The 24,527-nt window shown below is 72.4% G+C and carries 17 protein-coding genes; 8 read left to right on the forward strand and 9 right to left on the reverse strand.

All coding sequences use genetic code 11. The annotated features are described in order from the left end of the window. Nucleotides 1-132: 132 nt before the first annotated feature. Nucleotides 133-1,149 (reverse strand): aspartate-semialdehyde dehydrogenase, encoded by a 1,017-nt coding sequence (locus I3F54_RS26830; protein WP_240121498.1) that lies wholly within the window; start codon nt 1,147-1,149, stop codon nt 133-135. Between the two features lie 318 nt (nt 1,150-1,467). On the opposite strand from I3F54_RS26830, the gene I3F54_RS26835 reads away from it, so the two are divergent. Beyond that, the gene (locus I3F54_RS26835; protein WP_240121499.1) at nt 1,468-2,010 is read left to right on the forward strand and encodes an RNA polymerase sigma factor; all 543 of its coding nucleotides are present in this window, start codon (nt 1,468-1,470) and stop codon (nt 2,008-2,010) included. Nucleotide 2,011: 1 nt separating this feature from the next. Next, complete coding sequence (locus I3F54_RS26840; protein WP_240121500.1) at nt 2,012-3,004, forward strand: hypothetical protein; 993 nt, start codon at nt 2,012-2,014, stop codon at nt 3,002-3,004. 64 nt (nt 3,005-3,068) lie between these two features. Here I3F54_RS26840 and I3F54_RS26845 read toward each other — a convergent pair whose 3' ends face one another. From I3F54_RS26845 to pepN, 3 genes are all read right to left on the reverse strand, one after another. Then, nucleotides 3,069-6,404 (reverse strand): S8 family serine peptidase, encoded by a 3,336-nt coding sequence (locus I3F54_RS26845; RefSeq protein ID WP_240121501.1) that lies wholly within the window; start codon nt 6,402-6,404, stop codon nt 3,069-3,071. 495 nt (nt 6,405-6,899) lie between these two features. Next, on the reverse strand, nt 6,900-7,952 hold the full coding sequence (locus I3F54_RS26850; protein WP_240121502.1) for a hypothetical protein: 1,053 nt from the start codon (nt 7,950-7,952) through the stop codon (nt 6,900-6,902). Nucleotides 7,953-8,262: 310 nt separating this feature from the next. Continuing rightward, nucleotides 8,263-10,842, reverse strand: a complete 2,580-nt coding sequence (pepN, locus tag I3F54_RS26855) for an aminopeptidase N (protein ID WP_240121503.1) — start codon at nt 10,840-10,842, stop codon at nt 8,263-8,265. Between the two features lie 321 nt (nt 10,843-11,163). On the opposite strand from pepN, the gene I3F54_RS26860 reads away from it, so the two are divergent. After that, on the forward strand, nt 11,164-11,802 hold the full coding sequence (locus I3F54_RS26860) for a DsbA family protein (protein ID WP_240121504.1): 639 nt from the start codon (nt 11,164-11,166) through the stop codon (nt 11,800-11,802). A gap of 132 nt (nt 11,803-11,934) precedes the next feature. Here the strand turns inward: I3F54_RS26860 and I3F54_RS26865 are convergent, their stop codons facing one another. Together I3F54_RS26865 and I3F54_RS26870 are read right to left on the reverse strand one after the other, a co-directional pair. Next, nucleotides 11,935-12,582, reverse strand: a complete 648-nt coding sequence (locus tag I3F54_RS26865) for a superoxide dismutase (protein WP_240121505.1) — start codon at nt 12,580-12,582, stop codon at nt 11,935-11,937. 121 nt (nt 12,583-12,703) lie between these two features. Further along, nucleotides 12,704-14,077 (reverse strand): amino acid permease, encoded by a 1,374-nt coding sequence (locus tag I3F54_RS26870; RefSeq protein ID WP_240121506.1) that lies wholly within the window; start codon nt 14,075-14,077, stop codon nt 12,704-12,706. Between the two features lie 354 nt (nt 14,078-14,431). Here I3F54_RS26870 and I3F54_RS26875 point away from each other — a divergent pair, with 354 nt between their 5' ends. After that, a complete protein-coding gene (locus I3F54_RS26875) occupies nt 14,432-15,055 on the forward strand; it encodes a biotin transporter BioY (RefSeq protein ID WP_240121507.1) in 624 nt (207 codons plus the stop codon). 116 nt (nt 15,056-15,171) lie between these two features. Here the strand turns inward: I3F54_RS26875 and I3F54_RS26880 are convergent, their stop codons facing one another. After that, nucleotides 15,172-15,891: an LPXTG cell wall anchor domain-containing protein gene (locus I3F54_RS26880; RefSeq protein WP_240121508.1), complete on the reverse strand. Its 720-nt coding sequence runs from the start codon at nt 15,889-15,891 to the stop codon at nt 15,172-15,174. Between the two features lie 276 nt (nt 15,892-16,167). Between I3F54_RS26880 and I3F54_RS26885 the strand changes: the two genes are divergently transcribed. Further along, nucleotides 16,168-18,609 (forward strand): serine/threonine-protein kinase, encoded by a 2,442-nt coding sequence (locus I3F54_RS26885; RefSeq protein ID WP_240121533.1) that lies wholly within the window; start codon nt 16,168-16,170, stop codon nt 18,607-18,609. Between the two features lie 143 nt (nt 18,610-18,752). Here the strand turns inward: I3F54_RS26885 and I3F54_RS26890 are convergent, their stop codons facing one another. Continuing rightward, nucleotides 18,753-20,237, reverse strand: a complete 1,485-nt coding sequence (locus I3F54_RS26890; protein ID WP_240121509.1) for an amino acid permease — start codon at nt 20,235-20,237, stop codon at nt 18,753-18,755. A 207-nt stretch (nt 20,238-20,444) separates the two neighbouring features. Here I3F54_RS26890 and I3F54_RS26895 point away from each other — a divergent pair, with 207 nt between their 5' ends. Continuing rightward, on the forward strand, nt 20,445-20,933 hold the full coding sequence (locus I3F54_RS26895) for a ribose-5-phosphate isomerase (RefSeq protein ID WP_240121510.1): 489 nt from the start codon (nt 20,445-20,447) through the stop codon (nt 20,931-20,933). Between the two features lie 34 nt (nt 20,934-20,967). Next, entirely contained in the window at nt 20,968-21,777 is an 810-nt protein-coding gene (locus I3F54_RS26900) for an Fpg/Nei family DNA glycosylase (protein ID WP_240121511.1), read from the forward strand. Between the two features lie 118 nt (nt 21,778-21,895). On the opposite strand, the gene I3F54_RS26905 is transcribed toward I3F54_RS26900, so the two are convergent. Continuing rightward, nucleotides 21,896-23,152, reverse strand: coding sequence for a GNAT family N-acetyltransferase (locus tag I3F54_RS26905; RefSeq protein ID WP_240121512.1), 1,257 nt, complete (start codon nt 23,150-23,152; stop codon nt 21,896-21,898). 162 nt (nt 23,153-23,314) lie between these two features. On the opposite strand from I3F54_RS26905, the gene I3F54_RS26910 reads away from it, so the two are divergent. Beyond that, nucleotides 23,315-24,493, forward strand: coding sequence for a PP2C family protein-serine/threonine phosphatase (locus I3F54_RS26910; protein WP_240121513.1), 1,179 nt, complete (start codon nt 23,315-23,317; stop codon nt 24,491-24,493). Nucleotides 24,494-24,527 lie beyond the last annotated feature (34 nt).

Genomic DNA, 24,527 nt, shown 5'->3' on the forward strand with positions numbered 1-24,527 from the left:
CCTCGATGATCTGGCTCAGAGAGCTCACCCGGACCACCTGATGATCACAACCACATACGCTCCCTAGTGCCGCAACGGGCGACGTTCGCCGGCGCCGGGGCGCTCAGCGCCACGGCACCCCGATGTGTCCTGTCAGCCCTTGAGCTCCCGGGCCACCAGCTCGGCGATCTGCACGGCGTTCAGCGCGGCGCCCTTGCGGAGGTTGTCGCCCGAGACGAAGAGAGCGAGGCCGTTGTCCACCGTCTCGTCCCGGCGGATACGGCCCACGTACGACGCGTCCCGGCCGGCCGCCTGCAGCGGGGTCGGGATCTCGGACAGCTCGACCCCCGGGGCGTCCTTGAGCAGCTCGGTGGCGCGCTCCGGGCTGACCGGGCGGGCGAAGCGGGCGTTGATCTGGAGGGAGTGGCCGGAGAAGACCGGGACCCGCACGCAGGTGCCCGAGACCTTCAGCTCCGGGATCTCCAGGATCTTGCGGGACTCGTTGCGCAGCTTCTGCTCCTCGTCGGTCTCGTCGAGACCGTCGTCCACGAGGTTGCCGGCGAACGGCAGCACGTTGAAGGCGATGGGCCGCTTGTAGACGCCCGGCTCGGGGAAGTCGACCGCTGCCCCGTCGTGCGTCAGCTTGTCGGCGTCGGCGATCACCTTCTGCGCCTGGCCGTGCAGCTCCGCCACGCCCGCCAGACCCGAGCCGGACACCGCCTGGTAGGTGGCGACGACCAGGGCCTCCAGGCCGGCCTCCCGGTGCAGCGGCTTCAGGACCGGCATGGCGGCCATCGTGGTGCAGTTCGGGTTGGCGATGATGCCCTTGGGGCGGTGTGCCACCGCGTGCGGGTTCACCTCGGAGACGACCAGCGGGACGTCGGGGTCCCTGCGCCACGCCGAGGAGTTGTCGATCACGACCGCGCCCTGCGAGGCGACCTTCTCGGCCAGTGCCTTGGAGGTGGCGCCGCCCGCGGAGAACAGCACGATGTCCAGGCCGGTGTAGTCGGCGGTTGCCGCGTCCTCCACCGTGACGCCGTCCAGGACGGTGCCCGCCGAGCGGGCCGAGGCGAACAGGCGCAGCTCATCGACGGGGAAGTTCCGCTCCTTGAGGATCCTGCGCATGACCGTGCCCACCTGACCGGTGGCTCCGACGATTCCGACCCTCACGGCGACTCCCTCTTCTCTCCACACTTGACCGACGCTTTTCCATCATGCGGCCGACCCGGGCCCACCTGTCCAATTCTTTGGGTGCGGTGCCCGAGGACTGGGACGCCCCGGCCACGGCCCGGGTTCCGGACCTCCGGCTTCCACCCCTACTGAGGTGCAGGAATTCATCCGGTGGGCGCCCTGCTCCGCAAGCTCGCCTGCCCGGCGCGCTGTGTGCCACACCTGCTGTGACGTACGCCTCCATGGCGTGGCGCGGACCGGCTCGAACGTTCCGCCGCCCTGCGGCGTCATAGGGGAAACACGGTGAGGGGGTGGCGTGTGCTGCGCAGAAAGGCCCGGCGCGGCCCGGAGGCGCACACCGGCGCCGCCGTTCCGGGTGATCCGCTGGACGCGGAGCAGGAGCGCCGGGTGCGGGCGGTGCTCGCACTCGGCGGAGTGCCGCAGGCGGACCTGCCGGACGGCGTGCAGCAGGTCCGCCTGCGGCTGCTGGAGCGGGCCGCGCGTGGCCAGGAGGCACCGCGGGACGTCTCGGCGTGGGCGGCGGTCGTCGCCTCCCGCCTCGCCGTCGACTGGCACCGCGCCAAACGCCGCCAGGAGCGGCTGGGGGAGCGCCTGGCCGCCCTGCGCCGCCCCGAGCTCCCGTCCGGCGAGGACGCCAGCCTGCTGTCCCTCGCCGTCGCCCAGGGCCTGGACGAACTGCCCGACGCCCAGCGCCAGGTGCTCGTCCTGCGCTTCTACGCCGACCTGCCGGTGCGCTCCATCGCCGATGAGCTGGGCGTGCCGGAGGGCACGGTCAAGAGCAGGCTTCACACGGCGGTACGGGCCCTGCGCGCCCGCCTGCACGAGAACGAGGTGGTGTGACGTGACCTCCCGACCCGGCGGCCACGCTGAACCCGGCGGCCACGGCGGCCACGGCGGCCACGGCGGCCACGGCGGCCACGGCGGCCACGGCGGCCACGGTGAGCGCGGCGACGGGCGCGCCGGTCACCCCGCTCCGGGCGCTCCGGGAGCTCCGGGCGGTCCCGGCGCCCCGGACCCCCTGATGACCGCGCTCACGGGCGCACGTCCCCCGGTGGGGGCCGATGCCGACTTCCTCGCCGAACACCGCGCGGCGGAGGCGGACATCGCCCTGCTGCGGCGGCAGCTGACCGCCCTGGGCGACGCCCTGGCCGATCCCGCGCCGTCCGCGCCCTCTGCGCCGTCCGGGGGACCGCTGCCCGTCGGGCCGCTGCCCGGGGAGCCGTCGTCCGCCGACCCCGCGCTCCTGACCGCGCCGCCGCCCGGGTCCTCGCCCGCCGCGCCGCGTGTGTCCGTGCGGCGGTCCCGGCGCCGGCTCCTGGCCGCCGCCCTGGGGCTGGCCGCTGCGGCGGCCGGGGTGGCGGTGGCGGGGAGCCTGGTCGCGCCGGCGGTGAACGGCGCGGCCGGGGACCACGGGTCCGCCGCCGAGAAGGAGGCCGTCGCTCCCGCCGGCCTCGCCGACCCGGGGTACGTCGCCTGCGCCGCGCTCGTCGTCGAGGGCGACGTCACCCGCGTGACCCCGGTCGCCGGCACCGCCGAGAACCGGGTCACCCTGCGCGTCACCCGGGCCTACGCACCCCGGTCCCGGAGCGTCGGGCCGGAACAGAGCACCGGGCCGGGGCAGAGCACCGGGCCGGTGCAGGACGCCCCGACGGTCGACGTCACGGTCGGGCAGGAGCTCGCCCCGGCGCCCCGCACGGGCCAGCACGTCCTCGTCGGCGTCCGGCGGTACGCCGCCACGGCCGACGTGTGGATCACCGGCGAGGACGCCATCGCCCCCCGGCGGGCGCCGCTGGGCGAGGCGGTGAACCGGGCGCGGGACGTCGTCTGCGACTGACCTCCGGTACGCCGAAGGGGCGGGCGCCCGTACCGGGCGCCCGCCCCCTGTCACACCGGCGGTGCTACGGCGTGACCTTGTCGATCTTCACGTTGCCCACGCCCGCGACCGTGCCGCGCGCGTTGACCAGCTGGACCTGGCCGAAGAACTCGCGGCCCTCCGGTGCGGCGGCCGCGGCGGTGACGGTGGCGGACACCGGCGCCGAGGCGCCCGTGGCCAGCTTCACCGGAGCCGACCCGTCGACCGTGACCATCCCGAGCGAGGGCGAGTAGAACACGTCCAGGTAGTCGTAGTCGGTGGAGCCGGACGGCACCGAGTAGCCGTCGACCTTGATGGTGTAGGTACCGGCGGCGGGAGAGGTCAGGGAGACCGACTCCTCCGAGTCGCCGTCGGCCGACTGGCCGACCTTGTTGCCGTCGGCGTCGTACACGTACAGGTCGAGGTCGGCGGAGGTGTCGGAGACCTTGCCGATGGAGACGTCCAGCGAGGTGGCGCCCTCGGGCACCTCGACCGTGGTCGTCCGGGTCTCGCCCTCCTTGATGGCCGGGCGGTCCGTCTTGGAGGAACCGAGCGCCCCGCCGACCAGCTTGCCGTCGATCGCGGCGAAGTTGTTCGTCACCGTCCAGGACACGGCGGCCGGGGTGTCGATCTTCGCCTCGGGCACGGTCGCGGTCGCCGGGTCGAACGCCGCGCCGAGCACGGTCACGTCCAGCTTGTACGGGTTGCGGAGCAGCGGCGACGTACGGCGCGCCTCGACCTCGATCTCCCACACGCCGGCCTGAGGGTCGCTGTAGGAGCGCAGGTCGGGGCGGCAGGTGTTGTCCGGGTTGTAGTGCGGGTAGCAGTAGATCGTCGAGGTGTTGTCGACGGGCACGCCGTACGGGTGGATGGCGATGAACCGGGTCTGGCTGTCGCCCTTCAGCCCGCTCATCGCGACCTCCAGCGAGCTGGCGCCCTCCGGCACGGTCACGAAGTAGGAACGGCTGCTGTTGCGCTCGATCTTGCCGGACGTGGAGAAGGCGTACTCCACCGGCGTCGAGACGACCACGGTGTTCAGGACCAGATGGTCGGTGCCGACGGTCTTCGGGTCGTCGACCTCGAGGATGGCGCTCTTGACGCCCACGCTGCGCGGGTGGGCCTGGATCCTGACCGTCACCGGCTTGTTCAGCGGCAGGTTCACCTCGTCGGAGCCGACGATGCGGAAGGTGCGCGCCGCGTTGTTCTCCAGGTGCAGCTCGTGGCGGATCGCCTTGTCCGGGCCGGAGGTACGGGTGATGGTCACCTCGTACGTCTTCTTCTGGCCGACCTTCAGCCCGCCCTCGCGGTCGTAGATGCCGGTGCCGTAGCCGGGCGTCTTCAGGAACTGGTCGATCGCGGTGTCGACCGGCGCCTTGATCGTGTAGGTGTGGGCGCTGGTGCCCTTCCTGTCGGCCTTGGTGATGGCCTTCCAGGCGTCCACGATGTTGATCAGGCCCGCGCCCTCCTCATAGGCCTGCACGCCCCTGATGTGGTCGGCGGTGGAGGTCAGCGCCGTGCGCAGGGCGGCCGGCGTGAGGTTCAGGCCCTTCTGCTTCGCAGCGGACAGCAGCAGCGCGGTGGCACCGGCGGCCTGCGGGGAGGCCATCGAGGTGCCCTGCAGCATGGAGTAGCCGGCCGGGAGGGAGTAGCCCGCCTCGGCGACCGGGGAACCCGGCAGCCAGGTCTGGGTGGTGTTGATCGCGGCGCCGGGGGCGACCAGCGTCGGGGTGAAGCCGCCGTCCTCACGCGGGCCGCGCGAGGAGAAGGGCAGCAGCTGGTACTTCTTCTTCACGATCGAGCCGTAGTTGGCCGCCCAGGTCGCCCTGGAGACGGACGCGCCGACCGAGATGACCTTGTCGGCCAGGCCGGGGTCGCCGATGGTGTTCACACCGGGGCCCGAGTTGCCCGCGGAGATCACCAGCTGGACGCCGTAGGTGTCGATCAGGCGGGTGTACAGCTCGGCGCGGGCGTTGTTGCCGTCGTTCAGCGCGGGAAGGCCGCCGATCGACATGTTGACGACGTCGACGCCGCGGTTGACGACGAGGTCGATCATGCCCTCGGTGAGCGCGACGTTGGTGCAGCCGCCGCTCCAGGTGCAGGCGCGGGACGACACGATCTTCGCGCCCGGGGCCGCACCGTTCATCCGGCCACCGAACAGGCCGTTGGCGGCGGTGATGCCGGCGACGTGGGTGCCGTGCTCGGACTCGATGAGGCCGATGTTGACGAAGTCGGCCTTCTTGCCGACCCAGGACCCGCCGTAGGGGTCCATCGGCACGTCCTTGCGGATCTGCACCACGAACGGCTGGCGCTCGGCGACGTCCGTCGCCGGGTCGTCGGTGCCGAAGTAGCCGACCTGGTAGCCGTCCTTGTACGGCTTCATCGGCGTGTCGTCGCTGAAGTCGTAGTTGTTGTTGAGGTCCACGGTGACCGTGCCGGCGGCGGCGTCGTAGAGCACGCCCCAGCTGTCGGTGGTGTCGCCGTCCCGGTTGGCGTCGCCCTTGGCGTCACCGCCCGCGGTGACGGACTCCTTGAAGGTGCTGATCTGGTACGAGCCCGCCGGCGCCGTCCAGGTCTTGCCGCCGTAGGTGAAGGACGACCCGGAGACCGAGGTCACCATGGGGCGCCAGGTGCCGTCGCCGTCCACGATCGGGTCGGTCGCCGTCACCCAGTCGACGATCTTGCGCTCGCCGGTGCTGGTCTTCTGCAGCGCCGGGTGGCTCAGGTCCACGCCGGAGTCGAGGATGCCGATGGTGATGCCCCGGCCGTCCGCCTTCGGGTGCTTCTTCACGAAGTCGACGGCACCCGTCTCGAAGGACGGGTTGTACGGGTTCTCGGCGGGAGTGTTCCTGCCCGGCCCGCCGTAGGTCTTCCTGCCCCTCGCCGACTTCGAGGACGCCGCCCCCTGCGCGGTGTCCGCGGCCGGCGTCGGGTCGTCGAGCTGGATCTCCTGACGCAGGTCGATCGCGTGCACGGAGGACAGCTTCGCGGCGGCGGCGATGGCCGCGTCCGCCTTGGCGGTCGGGACGGTGGCACGGACGTAGCCGAGCTTGTCGTAGGTCAGGCCCACCGAGCCGCCCTTGACGTCGTCCAGTTCGTCGGCGACCTGCTCGGTCCGGCCCGGTGCGGTCGCGACCATCATGGTGACGTTCTTGTCGCCGGCGGCCTTGGCCTTGGCGAGGAGGTCGGCGTCGTCCGCACCGAGCTTGTCGTCGGCGGACTTCGCGGCCGGGTCGGCGGTGGCCGGGGCCGGGGTCTGGTCTGCGGCGAAGGCCAGAGGTATCGGTCCGGCCGCGGACAGCGCGGCCACCAGACCCGCGGCCACGGCTATGCGGACCACGTGTCTGGCGCCCCGTATGGAATCGCGCTCGGGGGTGTGGGTCATCGGCATCCCTTGCAGGTGAAGGTGCGTGCGTAGGGCGACCGGGCTGGTCATGCCCGGTCTCGACCGTCCGGTGCACGGACCCGGACGAGCGCACAGCTTTGCCCAAGGGACCGTTCTTTGGGGAGGGTTGACCGAATCGAAATGGACTGATGGGGAAAACCCCCTATGAACGTACGGGAGATGGGGGGCCAAGTCAGACAAGTCTCCCTGCGCCCCGGTGCGGGGGATGCCTGCCGGTCGTCGAGGCGACGGCGGTGCCGGAACGCCCCGGCCACCCGGTCGCCGCAGACCGCCGTCGAGCGCCGTCGCGTGCGGTGCCGCGTGCGGTGCCGCGAAGGGGGGACGCGCGCTTCGTGCGCGAGGGCGCGACTTCGGTGAAGTAGCCCGCAGCATCGGGCGGTTGCGGGGGCGAGCCGGCCGGAGACCGAACGAGGAGGGGCCACCGGATGACGATGGCCCCTCCTCTCCCCTCCTGATGCCTGCCCCGGCCCGTCCCTACCGGGGCAGCACCACGACATACGCGGCGGGATCGTGGTCCCCGGCCGCCGCCAGCGCCGTACGGACCACGGTCGCCTGCTGCTCCATCGCGTCCCGCAGCTTCTTCGGCGTGATGTGGACGACCGTGATGCCCAGCCGCTCCAGTACCTCCCGCTTGCGGGCGTACTCCGACCACGTCGCGTCCTCGTCCTGGCGCGGCGCGCGGGTGTCCAGTTCGACCGCGACCGCCTGCTCGGGCCAGTAGGCGTCCAGCCCGCCCAGGTGCGGGCCGCCCGGCAGGCGCAGGTCGACGTTCCAGACCGGGTCGGGCAGGCCGTGCTCACGCACCATCCGGTACAGGCGGTCCTCGGCGATCGCGCGGCCCTCGGCGAGCAGTGAGTCCACGGCGTCCACCACATGGGAGCGGCTCAGCAGCTTCGCCTGGTTCAGCTCCCGGACGATCGAGGCCGGTTCGCAGTGTCCGCCGCGCACCGCCTCGGTCAGCAGTCGGCGTACGGCGTCCGCGTCCGGCAGCTCGGCGACGGTGTCGGCCAGGGCGCGGGGGACGGGGGCCACCGGAAGTCCCGTCACCTGCCGCGCGGTCGGCAGGGCGGAGGTGCGGATCACGTGCGCGCAACCCGTCGAGCGCAACCGGCGCAGCCGCGGGACCAGGACGTCGATCGTCTCCAGGGAGAGCAGCGGGGGCGTGGCGGAGAAGCCGTGCAGGGTCAGGGCCGCCCTGCCCGTGATCATGGCCTCGCGGTAGGTCGGCGAGCCGTGCGGCCCCTCCGCGTCCGGCTGGACGGGCACACCCGGCGCCCCCGACTCCCGTGCCGCGTACAGCAGTACCGCGTGCAGTCGCTCCTCGCTGGTCGGCGGGCCCGGGTGCAGCAGCACCACGCCGGGCAGCACCTGCTGCCAGGCGCCGCCGGAGCGGCACTGCTCGTTCAGCTCGGCGGTGGTCACACCGTACGTCCGCAGCTGTGCGATCGTCAGGACGCGCCGCCGATCCGCGGCGAGGTGGTGGAGGGAGCGGGGGGCGGTCGGGGGGACCGGGGTGTTGTGGTTCATGCCGCGGAGATTCCCGCGCCCGATCCGCCCCTTAACCGCTGTTACATGCTCGTCGACGAACGGGGACGAGCCTGCCCTAAAGGACGGGTGTTCGGATGCCGATCAGGCCCGGAAAACCCCTGGTCCGTTCGGGTGCAGCCAGGGGTTACGGTTCCGGTTGCCCGCATTCGGTAACGGCTACCCCGTGCCGAAGCTCAGGCCACGACTTCGGTGGTCCCGGCGTCCGCCGCTCCGGGTTCCGCCGCGAACGGACCCCGCCGCGGCGGTCGGCCGCCCGGCACCCCGGGCCCGGCGCGCCCGGGCCCGGGGTTCAGGCACCCGCCTCCGCGTCGCACGCCTGTCCGCGCAGAGCCCGGGCCAGGTCGTCGCGGGCCTCCAGCACCAGGCGGCGCAGGGCCGGGGCGGCCTGTTCGTGCGCCGCGAGCCAGGCGTCCGCCGCGGCCAGGGTCTCGGGGGAGTCCTGGAGCGCGGGGAAGAGCCCGCGCACCACGTCCATGCCGATCTGGATCGACCGCTCCGCCCACACCCGCTCGATCGCCGTGAAGTACCTCTCGGCGTACGGGGCGATCAGTTCCCGCTGTGACGGCTGGGTGAAGCCGGCGATCGTCGCCTCGGTGAGCGCGTTGGACAGCGCGTCGGACTCCACGACCTGCGCCCAGGCCTGCGCCTTGACCGCAGCCGAGGGGCGGGCGGCCAGGCACCTGACCTGGTGGCGCTTGCCGGAGGCGGTGTCGTCGCGGGCCAGTTCCGCCGCCAGCACCTGCTCGTCGGCCACTCCGTGCGCCGCCAGCGGCTCCAGGAACGCCCACCGCAGCTCCTGGTCGACCTCCAGCCCGTCGATCTTCTCGGTGTCGTCCAGCAGGGCCCGCAGCAGCGCCAGGTCGGCCCGGTCGGACGCCGTCGTGGCGAAGAAGCGCGCCCAGGCCAGCTGGTGCTCGCTGCCCGGAGCGGCCTGCCGCAGCTCCCGCAGCGCGCCCTCGGCCAGCAGCTGCCCGCCCGTCCTGCGCCAGGCCGGGGCCGCGTAGTGGACGAGCGCCGAGTCCGCCCAGGCGTGCAGCATCTGCAGTACGCCGATGTCGGACTCGCGGCCCGCGAACCGCAGCACCAGGTCGACGAAGTCACGCGCCGGCAGCAGTGCGTCCCGGGTCAGGTTCCACAGCGCCGACCAGCACAGGGCGCGGGCCAGCGGGTCGGTGATGTCGCCCAGGTGGGCGCGCAGGGTCGCCAGCGACGTCTCGTCGAAGCGGACCTTGCAGTACGTCAGGTCGTCGTCGTTGACCAGCACCAGGTCCGGAGCCTCGGCCCCGGCCAGCTCCGCCACCACCGTCCGCGCGCCCTCGACGTCCGTCTCCGCACGGGCGTAGCGCTCCAGCGTCCCGCCGGTGGTACGCCGGTACAGGCCCACCGCCACCCGGTGCGGACGCAGCTCGGGGTGGGGCTCGGGGGCCTCCTGGACGACCGCCAGCTCCGCCACCCTGCCCTCGGCGTCCAGCAGCACCTGCGGGGTCAGCGAGTTGACGCCGGCGGTCTGCAGCCAGGAGCGCGCCCACGCGGCCATGTCCCGTCCGCCGGTCTCCTCCAGCACCGACAGCAGGTCGCCGAGGCGGGTGTTGCCGTAGGCGTGCCGCTTGAAGTAACGGCGGGCGCCCTCCAGGAACGCGTCCTGGCCGACATAGGCCACCAGCTGCTTCAGCACGGAGGCGCCCTTGGCGTAGGTGATGCCGTCGAAGTTCAGCTTGGCGTCCTGCAGGTCGCGGATGTCGGCCGTGACCGGGTGTGTGGAGGGCAGCTGGTCGGCCCGGTAGGCCCAGGCCTTGCGGCGGTTGGCGAACGTGATCCAGCCGTCGGTGAAGCGGGTGGCGCCGACCAGCGAGAAGGAGCCCATGAAGTCGGCGAAGGACTCCTTCAGCCACAGGTCGTCCCACCACTCCATGGTGACCAGGTCGCCGAACCACATGTGCGCCATCTCGTGCAGGATGACGTTGGCCCGCGCCTCGTAGGACGCCTGCGTCACCTTGCCGCGGAAGATGTACTCCTCGCGGAAGGTCACCAGACCCGGGTTCTCCATCGCGCCCAGGTTGTACTCGGGCACGAACGCCTGGTCGTACTTCCCGAACGGGTACGGGTAGTCGAAGTGGTCGTGGAAGAAGTCCAGGCCCTGCTTGGTGACGAGGAAGACGTCGTCGGCGTCGAAGTAGGGGGCCAGACCCTTGCGGCACATGGCGCCGAGGGGGATCTCCAGGCGGGTGCCGTCGGCCAGCACGCGCTCGTAGGAGTCCGTCACGTAGTGGTACGGGCCCGCCACCACGCACGTGATGTACGTCGAGATCGGCTTCGTCTCCGCGAACCGCCAGACACCGTCCGCGATCCGGCCCGCCCCGTTGCTCCACACCGTCCAGCCCTCCGGCGCCCGCGCCTCGAAGCGGAAGGGGGCCTTGAGGTCGGGCTGCTCGAAGTTGGCGAAGACGCGGCGGGAGTCGGCCGGCTCGTACTGCGTGTAGAGGTAGACCTCGCCGTCCTCCGGGTCGACGAAGCGGTGCAGGCCTTCGCCGGTGCGGGAGTACGCGCACTGGGCGTCGACGACCAGTTCGTTCTCGGCCGCCAGGTCCTCCAGCAGGATGCGGGAGCCGTCGAAGACCTCGCTCGGGTCGAGGTCCTTGCCGTTGAGCGAGACGGCGGTGACCTGCGGCGCGACCAGGTCGGCGAAGCTGCTCGCGCCGGGCTCGTTGCAGCGGAAGCGGACGACGGACACCGAGCGGAACGTGCGCGGCCCGTCGCCCTCCTGCTCGCCGAGGGCGGAGCGCAGGTCGAGGGACACCTCGTACCCGTCGACGGACAGCAGTGCGGCCCGCTCCCGGGCCTCGTCACGGGACAGGTTCTCACCGGGCACGGGCGGTTCTCCCTCAGGACGTCTCGGATGATGAACAGGACCGATCCTGCCATGAGCCCCTGACGCGGCACAGCAGGTACCGGCGCCGGAGCAGGGCGGCCCGGGAGGGGCGGAGGGACAGGAGGGCGTGGAGAAAGAGGCGGAGGGGAGGTGGAGAAGGAAGCAGGGCGGCGGGCGGGAGCGGGCAGGGCGGCGGGCGGGAGCGGGCAGGGCGGCGGGCGTGAGCGGGCAGGTTGGGTGAGGGGAATGGGCGGGCAGGGCAGGGCGTTCTCCAGAGCGTTGAACGCTGAACCATCGACCCTTTTCCGCCGAGGAGCGCGCATGTCGGACAAGACCCCCGTCGACTTCTGGTTCGACCCCCTGTGCCCGTGGGCGTGGATGACGTCGCGTTGGGTGCTGGAGGTGGAGAAGGTGCGCGACATCGAGGTCCGCTGGCATGTGATGAGCCTCGCCGTCCTCAACGAGGACAAGCTGGACGAGCTGCCCGAGTCCTACCGGGAGATGCTTGCCGCCAAGGCCTGGGGCCCGGTCCGCGTCGTCATCGCCGCGCAGGAGGAGCACGGCCCCGAGGTGCTCGGCGACCTCTACGCCGCGCTCGGCGCGCGCATCCACAACCAGGGCATGGGCCCGGAGAAGGACGCGGTCGCCGCCGCGCTGAAGGATGCGGGCCTGCCCGACTCGCTTCTCGACCACTGGGACTCCACGCCGTACGAGCCGCAGCTGCGCGCCTCCCACAAGGAGGGCATCGACAAGGTCGGCCAGGACGTCGGCACCCCCGTCATCGCGGTGCCCGGCCCGGACGGCGAGCAGATCGCCTTCTTCGGTCCGGTCGTCACACCCGCCCCTCGGGGCGAGGAGGCCGCCCGCCTGTGGGACGGTGCCCTCGCGGTCGCCTCGGTCCCCGGCTTCTACGAGATCAAGCGCACCCGTACCGAGGGCCCCGACTTCAGCAACCTGTAGGGGTCCGGAGCGGGCCGTGGCCGCACGGACCGGGAAGCCCCCGTGAGTCACGTCCTCACGGGGGCTTCCTTCTGTCCGCCTGCCACGCGAAGGGTGAGAAGACGATCACGGGGCAGGGCGTTCGGGTGCCGGTCAGGGCGCCAGCAGCAGGACATCCGTGCGCGCCCTCGCCGCCGTGAGACGGCGGGCGACGTCCTGCCAGTCGACGACCTGCCACATCGCCTCGATGAAGTCCACCTTCTGGTTGCGGTACTGGAGGTAGAAGGCGTGCTCCCAGGCGTCGAAGACGAGGAGCGGCGTGGCGCCCTGACCGACGTTGCCCTGGTGGTCGTAGACCTGCTCGACGATCAGCCGCCCGCTCAGCGGCTCGTGGGCGAGGACTCCCCAGCCCGAGCCCTGGGTGGTCGCGGCGGCCTTCGACAGCTGGGCCCTGAAGGCGCCGAAGGAGCCGAAGGACTCCCTGATCGCCTCCGCCAGCTCGCCCACCCCGTCGGCGGCCAGCGGCTCCCCGCCGCCGTCCTTCGGGCCGGTCATGTTCTGCCAGTAGATCGAGTGCAGGATGTGCCCGGAGAGGTGGAAGGCCAGGTTCTTCTCCAGCCCGCCCAGCGACGCCCACCGCTCCTCGTCCCGCGCCTCGGCCAGCCGCTCCAGGGTGTCGTTGGCGCCCTTCACGTAGGCCGCGTGGTGCTTGTCGTGGTGCAGTTCGATGATCTCGGGGCTGATCACCGGGGCGAGCGCGGAGTAGTCGTACGGCAGTTCAGGCAGCGTGTAGACGGGCATGCGGATCCCCTCCGAGTCCCGTCGAGACACCGGGACTCTTATTGCAAATAAGTTGCAACAACAACCTAGCAGCAAAAAGCCCCCGGGTGGATCACACGGGGGCCATGCGCGCCGGACTGCCTCAGCGGCGCGCCCTCTGGCGGACGAAGCCGACGGCGGCGAGGGTCAGTGTCATCGCGCCGGTCGAGTACAACTGCACCCGCGTGCCCGGCTCGCGGGCCATCAGCACGAACACCGCCGCGATGCCGCCCAGCGCGATCCACGTCAGCCACGGATAGCCCCACATCCGCACCACCGGCTTCCCGCCCGCCCCGCGCTCCAGCCGCCGACGCAGCCGCAGCTGCGCGACCGCGATGAAGGCCCACACGACCAGGATCACCGCGCCGATCATGTTCAGCAGCCACGAGAAGACGTCGTCGGGCCGCCAGTAGCTCAGCAGCACGCAGCCGAAACCCACCGCCGACGAGGTCAGCACCGCGAAGCGGGGCACCCCGCCGGACACCCGTGCCAGCGCCTTCGGGCCCTGCCCGCGCTCCACCAGCGAGTACGCGATGCGCGAGGAGCCGTAGATGTTGGCGTTCATCGCGCTCAGCAGTGCCACCAGCACCACGACGTTCATCAGCTCACCTGCGCCGGGAATGCCCAGCTCGTCCAGCGCGGCGACGTACGGACCCTTCTCCACCACGGCCCGGGAGTCCCACGGGACCAGGGCGACGATGATCGCCATCGACCCGACGTAGAACACCGCGATGCGCCACATCGCCGTCCTGACCGCGCTCGCCACGCCCCGGACCGGGTCCGGTGACTCGGCCGCCGCGATGGTGACGGTCTCCAGGCCGCCGTAGGCGAAGACGGAGGCGAGCAGGCCGACCACCAGCCCCTCGCCGCCGTTCGGCAGGAAGTGCGTCAGATGTGCGGTGCCGGGGGAGTCCCTACCGGGCAGGACGCCCGCGATCGCCAGCACACCGAGCACCAGGAACAGAGTGATCGCGCCGACCTTCAGGGCGGCGAACCAGAACTCGAACTCGCCGAAGTTCTTCACCGCGGCCAGGTTCGCACCGCAGAAGACGACCATGAACAGTGCCACCCACGCCCACTCCGGCGTGCCCGGCAGCCACCCGGTGGCGATCTTCGCGGCACCGATCCCCTCCAGTCCTACCGCCGTGCACAGCAGCACCCAGAACGACCAGCCTGCGGTGAAGCCCGCCCACGGGCCGATCGCCCGCTCGGCATGCGCGGAGAAGGATCCCGACGACGGATACGCCGCCGACATCTCGCCCAGCATCCGCATCACCAGCATCACCAGGAGGCCGGAGAGGGCGTAGGCGACGACGATCGACGGACCGGCGGCTGCGATTCCCGCGCCGGATCCGACGAACAGGCCGGCGCCGATCACGCCGCCGAGGGCGATCATCGACAGGTGGCGCTGCTTGAGGCCGTGACTGAGCGAGGCGCTCTCCTCCTGCGGAGGCGTCTCTACCGTGGTGCTGTGCATGGGCGCGGCTCGTCCCGAAGATCAGAGGGGCAAAACGCCCACAGTCTGGGCGGGCCCCACCGGCACCCGGAGGCCGTGACCACCATGCGGACGCCGCGCGCACGCAGAGTAATGAGTCGCATGCGCAACATGCTTTGGTGGAACTCTACAGTGCGTCCATCGGCCCCTTGGGTGCAGCCGGCCACCCGACCTCAGTGACCGGTGTCACGCCGTACCGGGTGTCACCCGCAACGGTTGTCGGAAGTCGACCAAGGCCCGGCGGATCCCTTTGTCGGTGGCTGACGGCGATCATGCCGCGGGCGCTGGGATAGCGTCGCGATGTCCCCGACCGTCCCGATCCACCGCGGAGTCCCCATGAGCACCGGTGCCGCCTCCCCCGCCCTTTCCCCCGACCTCGGCTCCGCGCGATCCGGCGGGACCCCCGTCGGCCAGGTCCTCGCCGACCTGATCCCGGCCTCCCGCGTCCGCGACGCCGCGCTCGTGCTGGGTGGTGCCGCCCTCACCGGTCTCGCGGCCCAGATCGCCCTGCCGGTCCACGGCTCCCCGGTCCCGGTGACCGGCCAGACCTTCGCCGCGCTGCTCGTGGGCACCGCCCTGGGCGCCGGCCGCGGCTTCCTCTCCCTCGCCCTGTACGCGCTGGCCGGCGTCGCGGGTGTGCCCTGGTTCGCGGGCGGCGTCTCCGGTGCCGCGGCCCCGTCCTTCGGATACGTCCTCGGCATGCTGCTGGCCTCCACGGTCGTGGGCGCGCTGGCCCGACGCGGGGCCGACCGGACCGTCTGGCGCACGGCGGCCGCCATGGTGCTCGGCGAGGCGATCATCTACGCCGTCGGCGTCCCGTACCTCGCCCTCGCCAACGACATGTCGGCCACCGCGGCGATCGCCGCCGGCCTCACGCCGTTCCTGCTGGGCGACGCCCTGAAGGCCGCCCTGGCGATGGGCGTGCTGCCCACGGCCTGGAAGCTCGTCGACAGGAAGTGACCGAGGCTCCGGCCGACGCCGAAGGGGCCCGCCGCCTCGTCCCGGGACGAAGCGGCGGGCCCCTTCGGCCTTCTCCGCTCCGCACGGACCCGTCGCGCGCCCGGTGCGGTGGGCGATCACCCCCGTCGGGGCCTGCGCCGCTGCGTCCACCACAGCCCCGCCGCCCCGGCGGCCACCAGGCCGGCCCCGGCCGCACCGAGCGGCAGCACCTCGCTGCCCACGCCCGTCTTGGGCAGGCTGTCGCCGTCCGGGGCGACGGGCTTGTTGTCGGTGCCGAGGAGCAGCGGGGTCGCGGGTGCGTTCGGAGACGGGTTCGTCGTGCCGAACGGCACCGGGCCCTGCTGCCAGAAGGTCTTCTTCCCGTCGCCCGACTGCACGGGCAGGCAGATTTTCCCGGCCTTGCTCAGGTCGTACGCCGCATCGACTTCGTACGACTTCGACGCGCCGGCCGCGAGACTCCCGACCGGGCAGCTGAAACCGCTGTTCGACCCCTTCGGCAGATCCTTTTCGGCGATGACCGAGCAGCCCTTGACGGAATGGACTTCGAGGCCCTCGAAACCGACCACCAGAAGTCGGATGTCGCCGCTGTCCCTGGTTCCCTCGTTCTTCACGGTGGCATTGATCGCCGTTTTGTGTGAGCTGTTGTCGACCGAGATCCTCTCGGGGAGCAGTGTGGTGATTTCCACCCCCTCCGGTGCCCTGTCGACGACTTTTCCTCCCTTGCTGCTGCCCGGTTGCTGGTCATCGGCGTGCGCGGTGAAAGTGAGGATCACCATCGCGGAAAAAGATGCCATGGCCAGCGATCCCGTGATCGCCGCGGTGTGACGAGAACTCATGTTCGCCCCCCTGGACTGCGCCTGAATTCGCAGTACTTGAAGAGGTACCACAAGATTTCTCCGCACTATGCTGGTACGACGCGAACTGTGGCCATTGTGTTTCAACAGGGGTGGTCGTCGAGGGGGTGCGGCGCATTGGCGGGAAACGCGGGAAATCCAGGTGACGCGGGAAACCTGGGAAAGGTGGGTGGTGGCGGAGAGGCGAGCCGGGGCGGTGTACCCGGGTTGCAGGTGGCCGGGCGTTATCGGCTGGTCGAGAGCATCGGGCAGGGCGGAATGGGGCGGGTGTGGCGGGCGGTCGACGAGGTGCTCGACCGCCTGGTCGCCGTGAAGGAGATGCGCATCGGCGGCCTCGACACCGAGGACACCCGGACCCGGCGTGAGCGCACCCTGCGCGAGGCCAGGGCCACCGCCCGCATCGACCACCCCAACGTCGTCCGCGTCTACGACGTCGTCGACGAGGACGAACGTCTGTGGATCGTCATGGAGTTGGTCACCGGACGCTCCCTGGAGCAGATCACGGCGGAGGAGGGCGCGCTCGGCCCGCGCGCCACCGCCCGTATCGGTCTCGGCCTTGTCGCGGCGCTCCGCCAGGTCCACGCGCGGGGGGTGCTCCACCGCGACATCAAGCCCGGCAACGTCCTGGTCGGCGCCGACGCGGACCGGGTGGTCCTCACGGACTTCGGCATCGCCGCGATCCAGGACGCCAAGGCGCTCACCATGGTCGGGATGCTGGTCGGTTCGCCCGACTACATGGCCCCCGAGCGCGTCACCGGCCGCGTCCAGGGGCCGCCGTCCGACGTGTGGTCCCTCGGCGCCACCTTGTGCGCGGCCCTGGCGGGCCGGTCTCCCTTCTCCCGCGAGACCACCCTCGCCACGCTCCACGCCGTGCTCCACGAGGAGCCGGAGATCCCCGCGGAGGCGGGACCGCTGGCGGGCATCCTGACCGCCCTCCTGCAGAAGGAGCCGACGGCCCGCCCCGACCTGACCCGCCTGGAGTCGAGCCTGCACCTGGTCGCCTTCCCCCAGCTGCCCCCGCGGCTGCCGACAGTGGCCCCGGGCGGGGCGGCGGGGGAGCGGCCGGGGCCCGGCGAGGGGCGGGAGAACGACGGGGCGACGGGGGCGGCGGGGTCCCTCGGGGCCCCGGACGAACCGGGCGGCCGGGGCGCGCGCAGTGCCCGGAGCGGCCCGAGCGGCTCGCTGGGTGTGCGGTCCGGGGCGAACACGGGGGCTGAGGGGGCGGCAGGAGACCAGGGCGCCCCGGCGGTGCCAGGAGCCGGGGAGGCCGCCGGCCCCGCGAGGGACACGGGCAGGGGAGCCACCGGGGGCACGGGTGCCGACGCGGGTGCCACAGGGCCGACGGCGTTCACCGTGCCCGCGGATGAGTCCGGTCCGGTGCCGGCCCCGGCCGAGACGGCCTCGCCCCCCGAGCGGTCCCGGCCGGGTGAGGAGGCCGTACCCGTCCCCGCGCCCGTCCCCGCGGACGACTCCGGCGCCCCCGCGCCGCCCGATCCACGGCGGCCGCACTCCAGGCCGGACCCGCGGCCCGGCCCCGAGCCGGTGCAGGACGCGGTACCCGGGCAACTCGGCATCCGGACCGGCCATCCGGCACCGGCGGGCGCGGCCCCGGCATCGCAGGCCCGCCCCGCAACGGAGGGTTCGCCGCACCCGCTCGCGGAACCGGCGTCCGGGAGCACCGCCGCCGCAGTACCGGCCGCCCCACCGGCCCCGGCCACCGACGTCCCCTCCTCCCCCTCCTTCCCACCCGCTTCCCCTTCCACCGCTCCCACCCCCGCGTCCGCCTCCCGGACCCCGGGCCCCTCCACCCCTGTGCCCTCCTCCTCCGCCCCGCCCGCCCAAGCCCCGGGCGAGAGCAGCGCGGAGGTGGGCTCCCCCATCGGGCCGGGGCACCACTTCGCACCCACCGGTCCCCGCCGCCGTCCCGGCCCGGGTCCCGGTGTCTCGCTCACCCGCGCCTCCGCCGGGGGCGAACGCCGCCGGGTCCCCACTCACCCGGCCTCCCTTCCGCCGGGCGAGCCACCCGGCCCCGCGGTCCCCGCCACCCCCGGTCGCGGGGGGCGTCGTGCGGCCCTGGTCGCAGCGGTGGGTGTGGTCGCCGCCGGGGCGGTCGCGGCGATCGTGCTGCCGGGGGCGGGTGGGCCACAGGGCCGGGCGGGCGCCACCGCCTCGGCGGCCACGTCCGTCGCCCCCTCCAGCGAGTTCCCCTCGGCGTCACCGTCGTCGGCACCGGATGGCTCGGCGCCCACCGTGGCGGGCACCTTCAGGCCGCCGAGCCTGCCCCCGGGCGCCCATGAGGAGGCCGGCGGGTACGCGTGGGCGACGCCGGGGGGATGGCGGCGGGACGTGAAGACGGGCTCCGAGGTGCACTACACCTCCCCGGACGGCACCCAGGAACTGGCGGCCAAGTCGTCCCTGGTCCGGGGCGACCTGATGGAGACGTGGCAGAGGTCGGAGCAGAACGCCCACCAGGGCCGCGACTACCGGAAGATCCGCCTGGAGGAGACGACGTACCGCGGCCACCCGGCCGTGGTGTGGGAGTACACCTTCACCCTGGACGGCACTCCCTGGCACGCCCACCTGCTGGGCTTCGAAGCGGGCGGCAAGTCCTTCCAGGTGAACACCTGGTACCAGCCGGGCGCCGAGGACCGGGCGCTGGCGGTCTACGAGCGGGTGAAGGAGAGCTTCACGGTCCTGTAGGAGGGGCGGGCAAGGGCGAGGAAGGTGAGGCAGAAGGAGAGGAAGAGGGCGGGGAAGAGGGAGAAGAAAGGGAGGAAGCGCCCTGCGACGCGGGACACTTCCCCCCTTCCCCGGCCGTCGGGTGCTCCGGGAGGCCCGGCGCGTCAGGCGGCCGGGACCTCCTCGCGGGACCGGGACGTGGCCAACCGTGCCCTGACCACCGCGACGACGAGGACGATCGCCGCCACGAGGAGGGACAGGAGCACCGTCTCCCGGCCGTCGTGCTCGGTGTCCGTGAGCATGTAGCCGAGGACGAACACGATGAGACCGGCGGCGGCCCAGGTGAGGTACGGGTAGAGCCACATCCGCACGACGAGCTTCTCCGGCGCCTCCCGCTGGATGATCTTCCGCATCCGCAGCTGCGAGAAGCAGATCACGAGCCAGACGAAGAGGGCGACGGCACCGGAGGAGTTGACGAGGAAGAGGAACACGGTGTCGGGGAACTTGTAGTTGAAGAACACGGCGGCGAAGCCGAAGACGACCGAGACCAGGATGGCCGTCCGGGGTACACCGCGGCCGGTGGTCCTGGCGAAGGCCCTCGGGGCGTCGCCCCGCTCGCCGAGCGAGAAGGCCATCCGGGAAGCCGTGTAGAGCCCGGAGTTGAGGCAGGACAGCACCGACGTCAGCACGATGAAGTTCATGATCTGACCGGCGTGCGGGATGCCGAGGGAGTCGAGGGCGGCGACGTAGGAGCCCTCGTCCTTGATCGCCTTGTCGTTCCACGGCAGCAGTGACACGACGACGAGGATCGACCCCAGGTAGAACACGCCGATACGCCAGATGATGCTGTTGGTCGACTTGGTGACGGCCCGCTGCGGGTCCTCCGACTCGCCGGCCGCGAGGGTCGCGATCTCGCTGCCCATGAAGGAGAAGACCACGAGCAGGACACCCGTCAGGATGGCACCGGGCCCGTTGGGCAGGAAGCCGCCGTGGGCGGTCAGGTTGGACAGGCCCGCCTTGTCGCTGTCGACGCCGGGCAGCACGCCGAACACGGCCAGGCCGCCGACGACGATGAACGCGCCGATCGCGACGACCTTGATGCCGGCGAACCAGAACTCGAACTCGCCGTAGGAGCCGACGGAGACGAGGTTGGTGGCGGTGAGCACCAGCATCACGATCAGGGCCCAGCCCCACTGCGGGACGGCCGGGACCCATCCTTCCAGGATCTTGGCGCCGGCGGTCGCCTCGACGGCGAGCACGACGACCCAGAAGAACCAGTAGAGCCAACCGATGGAGAACCCGGCCCAGGGCCCGAGTGCGCGGTCGGCGTGTGCGGAGAAGGACCCGGAGGTCGGATTGGCCGCGGACATCTCGCCCAGCATCCGCATCACCAGCACCACGAGCGTGCCGACGAGGGCGTAGGAGAGGAGGATGCCGGGGCCGGCGGTGGCGATACCGGAGCTGGAGCCGACGAAGAGGCCGGCGCCGATCACACCCCCGATGGCGATCATCGAGAGGTGACGGTTCTTGAGCCCTGCCTGGAGGCCGGAGCCGGAGCCGGAGCCGGAGCCGGAGCCGGAGCCGGTGCCGGGGTCTCCGGGGTCTTGGTGGCCACCGTGGGCCTCGGTCAGGGTCGGCTGCGAGGTCATGGGACGGAATTCCTTTGCGCCGCTTGATCGGTGTGCCGTACGAGCGATGTACGAGCGAGGACCGGTGAATCTGAGGTAACGCTATTCGGAAACCTTCGAATCCTGATCGTCACTTGAGGTTTTCCTGAGCTTCTTTGGTGCAACTTGGGTATTCGGAGCCCAGAACCCGACGCTGCCGCCGCGCGCGCCGCATGTCACACTCATCCCATGCGCGTGTATCTCGGCTCGGACCATGCCGGCTTCGAACTCAAGAACCACCTCGTCGAGTGGCTCAAGGCCGCCGGCCACGACCCCGTGGACTGCGGCCCCCACATCTACGACGCCCAGGACGACTACCCGCCGTTCTGCCTCCGCGCCGCCGAGCGGGCCGCCGCGGACCCCGACGCCCTCGGCGTCGTGATCGGCGGCTCCGGCAACGGCGAGCAGATCGCCGCGAACAAGGTCAAGGGCGTACGGGCCGCGCTCGCCTGGAGCGAGGAGACGGCGTCGCTCGGCCGCCAGCACAACAACGCCAACGTCGTCGCCGTGGGCGCACGCATGCACACCACCGAGGAGGCGACCAAGTTCGTCGAGGTCTTCCTCAACACGCCCTTCTCCGGTGACGAGCGCCACGTGCGCCGCATCGACATGCTGTCCGCGTACGAGACCACGGGCGAGCTGCCCCCGATCCCGGCGCACCACCCGCAGCAGGACTGACAGCGCCCCGCCGGGGCGGGAAGGAACAGCAGCCGTGCCAGAGGGGCACACGATCCACCGGCTGGCGCACGACTACGCCGGCCGCTTCTCCGGCACGGCCCCGCGGGTGACCAGCCCCCAGGGCAAGTTCTCCGACGCCGCCGACCTGCTCGACGGCGCGCCGCTCACCGCCACCGAGGCGCACGGCAAGCACCTCTTCCTGCGCTTTCGCGGGGCCGACTGGGTCCACGTCCACCTCGGCCTGTTCGGGAAGGTCGCCTTCGGCGACGCCCCGGCACCGCCACCCGCCGACACCGTCCGCCTCCGCCTGGCGAGCCGGACGGCGTACGCCGATCTGCGTGGGCCCACCACCTGCGCCCTGATCACCGGGGCCGAGAAGCAGGCGATCCACGACCGCCTCGGCCCGGACCCGCTGCGCGAGGACGCCGATCCGGCCGCCGCGTACCGCAGGATCTCCCGCAGCCGTACGACCGTCGCCGCCCTGCTGATGGACCAGAAGGTCGTCGCCGGAGTCGGCAACGTCTACCGCGCCGAAGTGCTCTTCCGGCACCGCATCGACCCCTACCGGGCCGGCCGGTCCCTCACCCCCGCCGAGTGGGAGGCGATCTGGGCCGACCTGGCCGCCCTGATGCGCGAGGGCGTGCGGCTGGGCCGTATCGACACCGTCCGGCCGGAACACACCCCGGAGGCGATGGGCCGCCCGCCCCGCGTCGACGACCACGGCGGCGAGGTGTACGTCTACCGCCGGGCCGACCGCCCCTGCCACGTCTGCGGTGGCGAGATCCGCACCGCCGGCCTCGCCGCCCGCAACCTCTTCTGGTGCCCCACCTGCCAGTCCGGCTGACACCCCGCGGGACCGGCGGAATCCCGCCCACCTCCGCGCACGGGGCACCGACCGGTGGACGTCGCGCCTCCCCGGGCGGGCACGGCACCTCCCCGGGCGGACGTCACCCGGCGCAACGTCAGAAACCGTGCGGCAGCCACGGGGCCGACGCCGACCCGAACCCCACGGCCGCCTCCGCCAGCGCGCCCTGCCGCAACTCCTGTACCCGTCCGGCCGCCGCGAGCGACGCCAGTGAGACGCCGCCGAGATACGCCGCGCCCAACTCCCGTACGGACAAGGAGAGATCCGGGGTGTCCCGGGTCCGCTCGCAGGACGCGCCCTTCGGATCGCCGGACAACCGCCAACGCCCCTCGTTCCAGGGGCAGAACGCGTCCTCGACGTCCACCACCACATCCACCGGCGCCTGGTACGCGCGCGCAGCCAGCGCCGTCCCGACATCCACCAGCCGCAGGTGCAGCGCGTCGCGCAGCCGCGGGAGGCACCGCCGGATGTCCGACACCCGGTACTGCCAGGCCTCGTCCACCGGCCGTCCCCGTACCTGCAGCGTCGTCATCAGGTCGATGCCGAACAGGAACCGCCACAGCGCCGCCTCCGCCGCCGGGTCGAGCCCGGCCAGCTCCGTCAGCACCACCGTGCCGTCGTGCCCGCTGACGCCCCACCCCGGTCGGGTCCGGAACCGGGCGTACCCGACGACCGCTCCGTCCCGCTCGGCGACCACGCACTGCAACGCGGAAGCCCCGTCCCGTCCGCCCTCCGCGTCCAGCAGGCCGAGCCGCTCCCAGCCGGACCGGTGCCGGGCCAGCATCCCGGGCCGGCGGGCCACCGTACGGGCGTACACCGCCTCGCACGCGTCGAGGACGCCGGCGGGCTCCGCGTACCGCAGCCGCACGTCGCCGGTGCCGGCCGGCACCGACAGCGACACCCGTGCGGTGTCGATCTCGGCGCTGACCTCGTACGTCGCGGCGGCGTACCCGAACCGGCCGTAGATCGCGGGCTCCGAGGCGGTCAGCACCGCCAGCGGCTCCCCCCACCCGCGGATGTCGTCCAGCTGCCGTCGCATCATCGACGTCAGTACCCCGCGCCGCCGGTGCGTCGCGGCCACACTCACCGCCGTGATGCCCGCCGTCGGCACCACGGCCCCGCCCGGGACCGTCATCCGGAAGGAGAACGCCCCCGCCGTCCCCACGACGACGCCCCCGTCCCAGGCCCCGATGAACCGGTCGGGCTCGGAGAGCGCCCGCCACAGCGCGCGCTCCTCGGCCGTCTCCACCACTCCGCCGAAGGCGCGCAGCAGGTTGTCGTACCACGGGTCCCAGTCTTCGTTCCGCAACACCCGCAGGTCAGTCCCCGGGCCCGTGGTCCAGTCGGTCGCCATGCGCCATGCCTACCAGCGCCGGTACGGGCGATCCAGCGAATTTCCCCCGCACCGCGGTGCGGCGGCCAGGGGGGCGGTTCGCCGGGGAGGCGAACCCCGGACGGGGGACAAGTGGGACCTCCCGTGCCAAGCAGCCGGTCGGATCGATAGGGTCCCGAACTAATGGCAGCAGGACGAGGGCGGCGCGCAGCCGGCGAGACGTTCACGGCCCGGTGGAAGATGCAGTGGCACCGGGCCCGCGTCGGCGTGCGCCGGGCCGCCGTCGACTACTTCCGCGGCGACGGCTCGGACTGGATCGCCCTCGCCGGGCTCTTCCTCACCATCCCCCTGATCGCGAGCCTGACCCTGGCCGACCCGGTGTGGTGCTCCCCGGCCGCGCTGGTGCTGCCGATCGTCGCGGGCGGTCTGCTGCTGCGCCCGGCCAGCCTGCTCGGTCTGTACGCGGCGGCGGCCACCGCGCTGATCGTGGAGTCGGTGCGGCTCGGTCCGTACACCCAGGGCTCGTCCCGGGTCACGCCCGGTGTCGTACTGGTGGTCGCCGCCTGCGGATTCGTCGGCCTGCTCATCGCCCAGTTCCGCAGCCGGGTCGGCGTGCCCTGGAGACGGGGCGGCACCATGCTGTTCGACCTGCGCGAACGCATCCGCGTGCAGAGCAAGCTGCCCCGGCTTCCCCGCGGCTGGCACCACGAGATGGCGCTGCGCCCGGCCGGTGGCCAGTCCTTCTCCGGCGACTTCGTGGTCGCCGCGCGCACCAACGGCGGCCGCACCCTCGAAGTGGTCCTCACCGACGTGTCGGGCAAGGGCATGGACGCGGGCTCCCGCGCCCTGCTGCTCTCCGGCGCCTTCGGCGGCCTCCTGGGCAGCCTGCCCCCGCACGCCTTCCTGCCCGCCGCCAACGGCTACCTGCTCCGCCAGGAGTGGGAGGAGGGCTTCGCCACCTCCATCCACCTCGTGCTGGACCTCGACTCGGGTGACTACGAGTTGTACTCCGCGGGCCATCCGCCCGGTCTCCAGCTCAGCGCAGGCAGCGGCCGCTGGGAGGAGAAGGCGGCGGAAGGACCGCTGCTGGGCGTGTACGACGGCGCCCAGTTCGACCCGGTCAAGGGCTCCCTGCGCCCCGGCGACGTCCTGATGCTGTTCACCGACGGCCTCGTCGAGACCTCCGACCGGGACATCGTCGAGGGCATCGACCGACTCACCGGCGAGGCCGACCGCTATGTCACCGGCGGCTTCCACGGCGCCGCCTGGCACCTGATCGAGGCCGTGGCCAAGGACGTCAACGACGATCGCGCGCTGCTGCTGATCTGCCGTGAGGGGCCCACGGCGAACGCGGCGCGGTGAAGAACCGCGGTCGGCTCGGCGCCTCCCGCCCGCC

Origin of the sequence: Streptomyces sp. MUM 2J (genome assembly GCF_022414535.1) — a bacterium.
Taxonomy (GTDB): domain Bacteria; phylum Actinomycetota; class Actinomycetes; order Streptomycetales; family Streptomycetaceae; genus Streptomyces.